Below are 8,227 nucleotides of genomic sequence, written 5' to 3'. Positions count from 1 at the left end.
TCTTCAGATGAAATGAAAAAAGCACAGCTTCAAGCACAGGAACAAGAACGCATTGCTTGGGAGAATGCTATTCCATTGGGAGGCAAGAGCTGTGATGTTTATTGTTTTGATATGGCTCTTAGTGTGGGAGATATTTCTGATAATGGAATTGGCGAACAGCGGAAAAATGTTTTCAAGAAAATGCTGTCTGTCTGCTTTGTAGAGGATTTAGATTATCAGGTTGAAGAAAAAATACAGAAAATTAAAACTACATTGACCTCAGTGATTGAACGATATGTAGCTGGGGAAGAAATTCGCATTTGGTATAGCTATAATCCAGATGAGCTTTGTGGTATGTATTGGCTTATGAAACAACTTCAACCCTTAAACTGCCAGACAACAATTTATTTGGTTAAGTTACCTACATGGGAATATGGAAAAGAAAATACTATGACATCCAAAATAGCATGGGGCGAGGTCTCTCCTGGCGAATGGGGAAACTATATAACTCTACAAGAGAAAGCTAATCCTGTATTTCTTTCAGCTTGTGCTATGAAATGGAATCAACTTCAAAATGAAAATGCACCTTTGCGTGCAATGTTAAATGGTAAATTGCAAAGCGTTTCAGAAGATATATATGATAGTTTCATTCTTCGTGAAATTGCGGAACAGCCAGAGCAATTCAAAATGGCTATTGTCATAGGTAATGTTTTAGGAAAATATCAACTTGGAATTAGTGATGTATGGATTTCCAATCGCATTGATAAAATGCTTGAAGATGGTGTGTTGGAAATTATACAGGACGCACCAAAGGGAGAAACAAATTATCGCCGAATATTAAGAAAACGAATGAAGTAATAACCACAGCACAAACCGCTGCTACATGGAATCCAACAAACCATGCAACAGCGGTTTTCCTTTACCGTTTTTTCCTCTGGTTGATAGGCGTTCCCGTTTTCTTTGATTTTTGGAGAATCCGAATAAGCCAGCGAAATTCTTCATCTGACAGATTTTTATAGTTGATACCGAGCTGCTTGCAGTAAAGCACTGCCAGTTTTTCCAAACGGCTGCCCTTGAAATTTTCGACCGCTTCCAGATTTTCTTTCAGTTCATTGGCAACAGTGGTCTGGGGCGCACTCTCACTATCCTTTTTATGGGTTTCCCGAATATCCCGGATAATCAGGTTTAGGTCATCCAGAACCATGTGGCTGAAATATTCATCATCACTGATATGGGCGGCTTGCAGCACTTTCAAATGTGGGTCATCTTCGCCAGGGCGATACCGTTCTATGATTTCATGTCGGACAGTATCGACAAGGGTGTTGAGGTTTTGAATCTGCATGGTGGCAATCCCATCCACATAAATCTCAATGTCCGCAAGAAACTTGATAAAGTCCTTATGGGTGGCAAGTTCGCAGAGCAGACGGTTGTTGATCCGACCGCTTTTCAGAAGTGCAACCATTTCATCGTTCAAATGCAGCTCCGTCAGTGGCGTGTTGATCTGCTCCCTGTTCTCTGTCCGGCACAGCAGATAATCGACGGAAACCCCATAGAAGTCTGCCAGCGTGATAAGGTTGCCATGATTGATTTCCTTAAAATCTTCTTTTTCATAACTGCCAAGGGCTGATTTAGAAATACCCGTTAGTTTTGATAGTTCTTCCAGATTTAAGCCTTTGTCCTTGCGGAGTTCCCAAAGGCGTTCCTGTATGCTTGTTGCTCCTTTCATGGGCACACGCTCCTTTCCAACGGTTTCATTGCTGCCGCTTATCTGGATTATATCACACTTTCCGTAATCGTGGAAATTTCTGATTTTTACCCTTAATTCCTACTTTGTGGACATACGGCACAGGGCACAAAAATGTTCTATGATACAGGTAGTTCATCGATGGATTATTCCAATCGAATGACCAGCCTGTGTGGGATATGCTTCCCCGGCGATGTAGCGCCATGAATTTTGGCAGGGATATGGAGGAACCCTGACCAAAACGAGCGTACCAAAGGGAGCGATACGCCGCTGTGAGATTCAGGGGAGGAACGACACCGGGGAGAACTGGCGAACTGACACCGAAATGATACCGAAACACAACAATCTGATAGGGGGACAGTCTACCCTATCGCTGATACTTCGGGAGATTTTAAGCGGCTCTATGGCTGTAATTTTACCGAAAATCGCCCCGAAACCATACACTAAAACGGGAGGAAGCGCAATATGCCGAGAATGAGCAAAAAGAGGAAGTATGAGCTTTCCTTTTACCTCAATGACCGGGGGCGTGTCACTTACAACGAATTATGCCGGAAATGCCAGCATGGGTGCAAGCAGAGCTTCCGGGCGGTTGTGATTGACTGCCCCTGTTATTTATCCAAACGAGCAAAGAAAAAGGAGGAACACACAGAATGAATTTTGAATTTATGACGATAGACACACCATTGCCGCCCTGTATGCCTTTTCCCAGAGCGTTGACAGGATTTCCAGTCAGCAGCACCGCAAAGGTCATGTACTGCCGGATGCTGGACGCTATGCTCTCCAATGGGCAGGAGGACGAGAACGGAATCCTGTTTGTCTGCTTCCCTGTCACAGCCATTGCCGCAGTCCTGTCCCGCAGCTCTATGACGGTCAAGCGTTCTCTGAATGAACTGGAAACCGCCGGACTTATCATGCGGGTGCGTCAGGGCGTTGGAGAACCAAACAGGATTTATGTGCTGATACCGGGAAAGGAGGACGCTGCCCTTGCCTGATACCTCAAAGCTGGAAAAACTCAATCGGGAGTTGGAGAAAAGCGAAAAGAAACTGCGGAAAGCCATCAATGATGAAAAGGCATTGCAGCACCAGTTAAAGCAGCTTACCCAAAAGGAACGGACGCACCGGCTCTGTACTCGTGGCGGTATGCTGGAAAGTTTTCTGCAAGAGCCGGAACGCCTGACAGATGATGATGTCATGGTGTTGTTGAAACTCATTTTTCACAGACAGGACACGCAGGAACTATTGAAAAAACTGCTGGAACGGAAGAAGCCAGAAACCCCTTAGTTTACTAAGGGCGCAATTATACACCACCCAGAGGTTGGTGCATTGCGTTCTCCGAAGGCTCCTCGCCGGAGGGCTGTGATTTTCCGCAGTCATGGTCTGCTCCAAATCAAACAGGGGACGCTACGCTTCCCCTGCGCTGGCTGCCGCCAGCTACCCTTTTGTGGACTTGCCATCTGGGGACACCTTGCGCTGCAAGCTGTTCCCAGCCGACAAGTTTTACAAAATCTCTCTATACTTTGACGGTCGGGTAAAGTATAATGAAGTTAACAGCAAAGCGGAAGTTGATTGTGAGAAATTTTATATTGCGAGGAGGAAATAACAGTGCTTACATTACAGGAACTCCTTAACGGAGTGAAATGTTTAGATGAAAATACACTGGCTGAATTGTCGGATAAATTATGGGAATTGGGGACATTAGATGATATAAAAGAAAAAGTGACCCCTGAACTTTTTACCTTGCATATTTGTATGAATATGGTGGGGAATTGGCAATGTGATGGTTGGTGGTATATTATTTGTGAACAGGTAAAATTAGTTCCGTTTATCCCAGAAGCATTAAATGCTTTAGGATTATTCACCCTGAAAACAGCATTTGAAAAGGTTATATCCTGTTTTCCCCAAGATACAATTTTTACTGATGATAATAACTATATTGACACCGTTAATTTTCTGCAAAATAACAGGTTTAAGGTATCAAATAAAAAATTAAATTCAATCTCTCTCGAAAAAAGAAAAGAAATGGTAAAAAAGACTCGTCATTGTATTGAAGAATTAGAACAGTTAACAGAGCCTTTATGGGGATATGCCAGTGAAAATAATGGGTGGAAAATTGTGCTTGACTACATTTCCGCTCATAAATAATATAAATTAACCAGTTCCAGTTTGCCACCCACACATCGGGTCAACTTGTCCTGAACTTTTACAACTTAATACCCGCCGCCCACACAGCGGCACACCAAGCAGGAAATCTGAAAAAGGTATCCTGCTTTTTTTCTGCCCAAAATGAGGTGGTAAAACGCCACCCCATCCACCAATCACAGAAAGGAGGAACACGAAATGCCCTGTCCACACAACGAAATCACGATTGTTCAGCGCAGCCAACAGCAGTCTGCGATTGCCGCCGCTGCTTACCAAAGCGGCGAAAAGCTGTTCTGTGAATACGACCAGCAAGTGAAGCACTACCCGGAAAAGCGTGGTATCGTCCACAATGAAATCCTGCTCCCGGCAAATGCCCCACAGAAATATGCAGACCGCAATACCCTATGGAACGCCGCCGAAGCGGTGGAGAAACAATGGAACTCCCAGCTTGCAAGGCGGTGGGTGCTTACCATCCCCAGAGAGATACCGCCTGACCAGTACGCTGTCCTTGTCCGGGAGTTCTGCCAGCAGCAGTTTGTTTCCAAAGGCATGATTGCTGATTTTGCAATCCATGACCCCCATCCGCCGGGACACAATCCCCACGCCCATGTCCTGCTCACTATGAGGGCAATGGACGAACATGGGAAATGGCTTCCCAAGAGCCGCAAGGTTTATGACCTTGACGAGAATGGGGAACGGATCAAACTTCCGTCCGGCAGATGGAAAAGCCACAAGGAGGATACGGTTGACTGGAACGACCAGAAGTATTGTGAAATCTGGCGGCATGAATGGGAGGTCATCCAGAACCGCTATCTGGAAGCCAATGACCGCCCGGAGCGTGTGGACTTGCGTTCCTATGCCAGACAGGGGCTTGATATAGTCCCTACTGTCCATGAGGGAGCTGCTGTCCGGCAGATGGAAAAGCGAGGTATCCAGACGAATATCGGAAACCTGAACCGGGAAATCAGAGCCGCCAACAGCCTGATGAAGTCCATCCGGCAGCTCATCCACAACCTCAAGGGCTGGATTGCCGAGCTGGGCGAAAAACGGAAAGAGCTGCTTGCACAAAAAGCGGCGGAGGAAGCAACGCTTCTCCCCAACCTGCTGATGAAATATATGGAGATACGAAAGGAAGAACGAAAAAGCTGGACGAGGGCTGGACAGAACCGGGGGACTTCACAGGACTTAAAGGCAGTCAGCGAAGCCCTGTCCTATCTCCGGCAAAAGGGGCTTTCCACTGTGGAGGACTTAGAAGCGTTTCTGGAATCTTCCGGGAAATCAGCCGCCGATTACCGCAATCAGATGAAGCCAAAGGAAGCCCGAAGCAAAGTGATTGACAGGCTTCTTGCCAGCCGGACAGACTGCAAGGAATGTAAGCCTGTCTATGAGAAGTACCAGAAGATATTTTTCAAGAAAACAAAGGAGAAATTCAAACAGGAACACCCGGAGGTTGCCCGGTATGCGAAAGCCGCCGCCTACCTTGCCAAGCACCCGGACGATAAGGACAGCACCCAAAAGGAACTGCAAGAGGAGCAGGAAACGCTTCTGGAAGAAATTGCAGCCCTGAAAATACCGTTGACCGAGGTACAGGAGGATTTGAAGAAGCTGCGGGACATCCGCTACTGGGTACGGAAAGCCACCCCCGGCACAGAAGAAAGCAAAGAGCCGCCCAAGAAGCAGCCCCTCAAAGAAGTCTTGCAGGATAAGGCGGACGAGAAAAAAGCACAAAGAACTGTCCCGGCACAGACGAAACACAAACAACAGGATATGGAACTTTAACAGGCACTTGCCATTTTCAGATTGAGAATGATAAGTGCCTTTTCTTTTTTACAAGGAGGAATTGATTTGAATGTATTTGAAGCTGTGAAGCAGTCCGTTACGACAAGACAGGCTGCGGAGCATTACGGAATCCGGGTAAACAGAAACGGGATGGCTTGCTGCCCGTTCCACAACGATAAGACCCCCAGCATGAAGCTGGACAAGCGTTTCCACTGCTTCGGATGTGGTGCAGATGGGGATGTGATTGATTTTGTAGCTGCCCTGTACGGGCTGGGGAAAAAGGAAGCCGCCGCACAGTTGGCGAGTGACTTCGGGCTTGCCTATGAGGACTGGAAGCCACCGGGCAGGGCAAGGAAGCCCAAGCCCCGGCAGAAATCCCCGGAAGAACAGTTCCGGGAAGCAAAGGCACATTGCTTCCGTGTCCTTGCCGATTATCTACACCTCTTACGGGTATGGAAAACCGACTATGCCCCGCACTCCCCGGAGGAAGCGTTTCATCCCCGGTTCGTGGAAGCCTTGCAGAAGCAAGCCCATGTGGAATATCTGCTGGATGTGCTGCTGTTCGGGGAGACAGAGGAAAAAGCGGTTTTGATTATGGACTACGGAAAGGATGTGATACAGCTTGAACAGCGAATGGCAGAGCTTGCAGCCGCAGACGCAGCAAGAACTAAAAAACACCATGAACGCCATGCAGCCGCCCCAGAGCGTTGAGGAAGTAAAGGCAACTCTGGAAACCACCGAGAAAGGCGGCGTCCGCCAGAGCATACGGAACTGCCTGACCGTATTCCAGCGTGACCCTGTGCTTGCCGGGGCAATCGCCTACAACATCCTGACCGACCGCAAGGACATCATAAAGCCCATCGGTTTTCACAGAGAAAGCACAGCCCTGACCGATACGGACATGAAGTATCTGCTTCTCTATCTGGAGGAAACCTACGGGCTTACCAGTGAGAAAAAGATTGAAACCGCCATCGGGATTGTGGCGAATGAGAATAAGTACCACCCCATCCGGGATTTTCTGAACAGCCTTGCATGGGACGGGACTGAGCGCATCCGCTTCTGTCTGCGGCACTTTCTGGGAGCTGATGTGGACGATTACACCTATGAAGCCTTGAAGCTGTTCATGCTGGGGGCGATTACAAGGGCATTTAAGCCCGGAAGCAAGTTTGAAATCATGCTGTGTCTGGTAGGCGGTCAGGGGGCTGGCAAATCCACCTTCTTCCGGCTGCTGGCAGTCCGGGACGAGTGGTTTTCCGATGATTTGCGGAAGCTGGACGATGATAACGTGTACCGCAAGCTGCAAGGTCACTGGATAATTGAAATGTCGGAAATGATGGCAACCGCCAATGCCAAGAGCATTGAGGAAATCAAGTCCTTTCTAAGCCGCCAGAAAGAGGTTTACAAAATTCCCTATGAAACTCACCCGGCAGACCGCCCCCGTCAATGCGTGTTCGGCGGCACTTCCAACGCCCTTGACTTTCTCCCCCTTGACCGTTCCGGCAACCGCCGATTTATCCCGGTCATGGTGTACCCGGAGCAAGCCGAGGTTCACATTTTGGAGGACGAAGCCGCTTCCAGAGCCTATATCAGCCAGATGTGGGCGGAAGCAATGGAGATTTACCGAAGCGGCATGTTCAAGCTGTCATTCAGCCCAGCCATGCAGCGGTATCTCAAAGAACACCAGCGGGATTTTATGCCGGAGGACACCAAAGCCGGGATGATACAGGCTTACCTTGATAAGTACACCGGGGAAACGGTCTGCTCCAAGCAGCTCTACAAGGAAGCCTTAAACCACACCTTTGATGAGCCGAAGCAATGGGAAATCCGGGAAATCAACGAGATAATGAACCAGTGCATTACCGGGTGGAACTACTTTTCCAATCCGAGGATGTTTGCGGAATACGGCAGACAAAAGGGCTGGGAGCGTGAAATCCCGGCAACGGACACCGACAACCCGCCCGAAAAATCTATGGACGGTTTTGTGGAGGTCACAGAGCAGATGGAGCTTCCATTCTGAAAATGACAGCCCGTTGCCGACTTCGTTGCTATCCCGTTGCCGAGCCGGTTGCCGGGGAAAATCCCTTATTTCCGGGCTTTTTCCCTCTCTGACAACCAAAACAACAGAAAAATAAAAGAAAAGTATAAATAGTAATCAACGCCAGATTGAGATTGTTTGCAAGGTCTTTTGAAGCCCGTTGCCGGACTTCGTTGCCGACCGTTCTCTGTCTGGCTATTTTCATGTATGGAGGATAACTGCCTATGGCGAAAAATAAGACCAAGATTGAAGTGACAACCGTATTTGACGGGGAACTGGACGCCACCGATGTGTTCGTCAGCCTGATTTCCCAGAAATACGGCAAAACAAATACAAAAGAATATCTTGCTAAAAAGAAAGATTTGAAGTATAATGAAGATGAGGTTCAACAGAGCCAGATACCGTCTGGATTGTGTGGGTAAATGGCTATGATGAACGAAATGGAATACAGAACAATCGGTTCAGCACTTGCCGGGGGCTATCGTGCGGCGGTCTATTGCAGGCTGTCAAAGGACGATGACCTGCAAGGCGAAAGTGCCAGTATCGCAAAC

10 protein-coding genes are annotated in these 8,227 nt (G+C 47.8%); 9 read left to right on the top strand and 1 reads right to left on the bottom strand.

Going from position 1 to position 8,227, the window contains the following annotated elements:
* Nucleotides 1-837, top strand: an 837-nt coding sequence (locus WMO25_RS11415) for a DUF3658 domain-containing protein (RefSeq protein WP_349085421.1), incomplete at its 5' end; no start/stop codon positions are given.
* 61 nt (nt 838-898) lie between these two features.
* Here the strand turns inward: WMO25_RS11415 and WMO25_RS11410 are convergent.
* Nucleotides 899-1,705: a helix-turn-helix domain-containing protein gene (locus WMO25_RS11410; RefSeq protein WP_005924756.1), complete on the bottom strand. Its 807-nt coding sequence runs from the start codon at nt 1,703-1,705 to the stop codon at nt 899-901.
* Nucleotides 1,706-2,188: 483 nt separating this feature from the next.
* Here WMO25_RS11410 and WMO25_RS11405 point away from each other — a divergent pair, with 483 nt between their 5' ends.
* The 8 genes from WMO25_RS11405 to WMO25_RS11370 all read left to right on the top strand — a co-directional run bounded on the left by WMO25_RS11405 (nt 2,189) and on the right by WMO25_RS11370 (nt 8,098).
* A complete protein-coding gene (locus WMO25_RS11405; protein WP_005927683.1) occupies nt 2,189-2,377 on the top strand; it encodes a hypothetical protein in 189 nt (62 codons plus the stop codon).
* Nucleotides 2,374-2,715, top strand: coding sequence for a replication initiator protein A (locus WMO25_RS11400; RefSeq protein WP_349085419.1), 342 nt, complete (start codon nt 2,374-2,376; stop codon nt 2,713-2,715). The genes WMO25_RS11405 and WMO25_RS11400 overlap by 4 nt, the downstream gene beginning before the upstream one ends.
* Entirely contained in the window at nt 2,708-3,004 is a 297-nt protein-coding gene (locus WMO25_RS11395; protein ID WP_349085418.1) for a DUF3847 domain-containing protein, read from the top strand. The genes WMO25_RS11400 and WMO25_RS11395 overlap by 8 nt, the downstream gene beginning before the upstream one ends.
* Before the next feature lie 321 nt (nt 3,005-3,325).
* The gene (locus WMO25_RS11390) at nt 3,326-3,865 is read left to right on the top strand and encodes a hypothetical protein (protein WP_349085417.1); all 540 of its coding nucleotides are present in this window, start codon (nt 3,326-3,328) and stop codon (nt 3,863-3,865) included.
* Between the two features lie 195 nt (nt 3,866-4,060).
* Complete coding sequence (gene mobQ, locus WMO25_RS11385) at nt 4,061-5,641, top strand: MobQ family relaxase (protein WP_349085416.1); 1,581 nt, start codon at nt 4,061-4,063, stop codon at nt 5,639-5,641.
* Between the two features lie 66 nt (nt 5,642-5,707).
* Nucleotides 5,708-6,352, top strand: a complete 645-nt coding sequence (locus WMO25_RS11380; protein WP_025544160.1) for a CHC2 zinc finger domain-containing protein — start codon at nt 5,708-5,710, stop codon at nt 6,350-6,352.
* Nucleotides 6,321-7,658 carry a virulence-associated E family protein gene (locus tag WMO25_RS11375; protein WP_008394605.1) on the top strand — a complete coding sequence of 446 codons (1,338 nt, stop codon included), beginning with the start codon at nt 6,321-6,323 and terminating at the stop codon, nt 7,656-7,658. Before WMO25_RS11380 ends, WMO25_RS11375 begins: the two co-directional genes overlap by 32 nt.
* A 242-nt stretch (nt 7,659-7,900) precedes the next feature.
* Nucleotides 7,901-8,098, top strand: a complete 198-nt coding sequence (locus tag WMO25_RS11370) for a hypothetical protein (protein ID WP_002595176.1) — start codon at nt 7,901-7,903, stop codon at nt 8,096-8,098.
* Nucleotides 8,099-8,227: the final 129 nt, after the last annotated feature.

Source organism: Coprococcus intestinihominis, assembly GCF_040096555.1.
In the GTDB taxonomy this organism is placed as follows: Bacteria; Bacillota; Clostridia; order Lachnospirales; family Lachnospiraceae; genus Coprococcus_A; species Coprococcus_A intestinihominis.
Note: the sequence above shows the minus strand (reverse complement) of the source record. Positions and strands in the feature narration are given on the sequence as shown.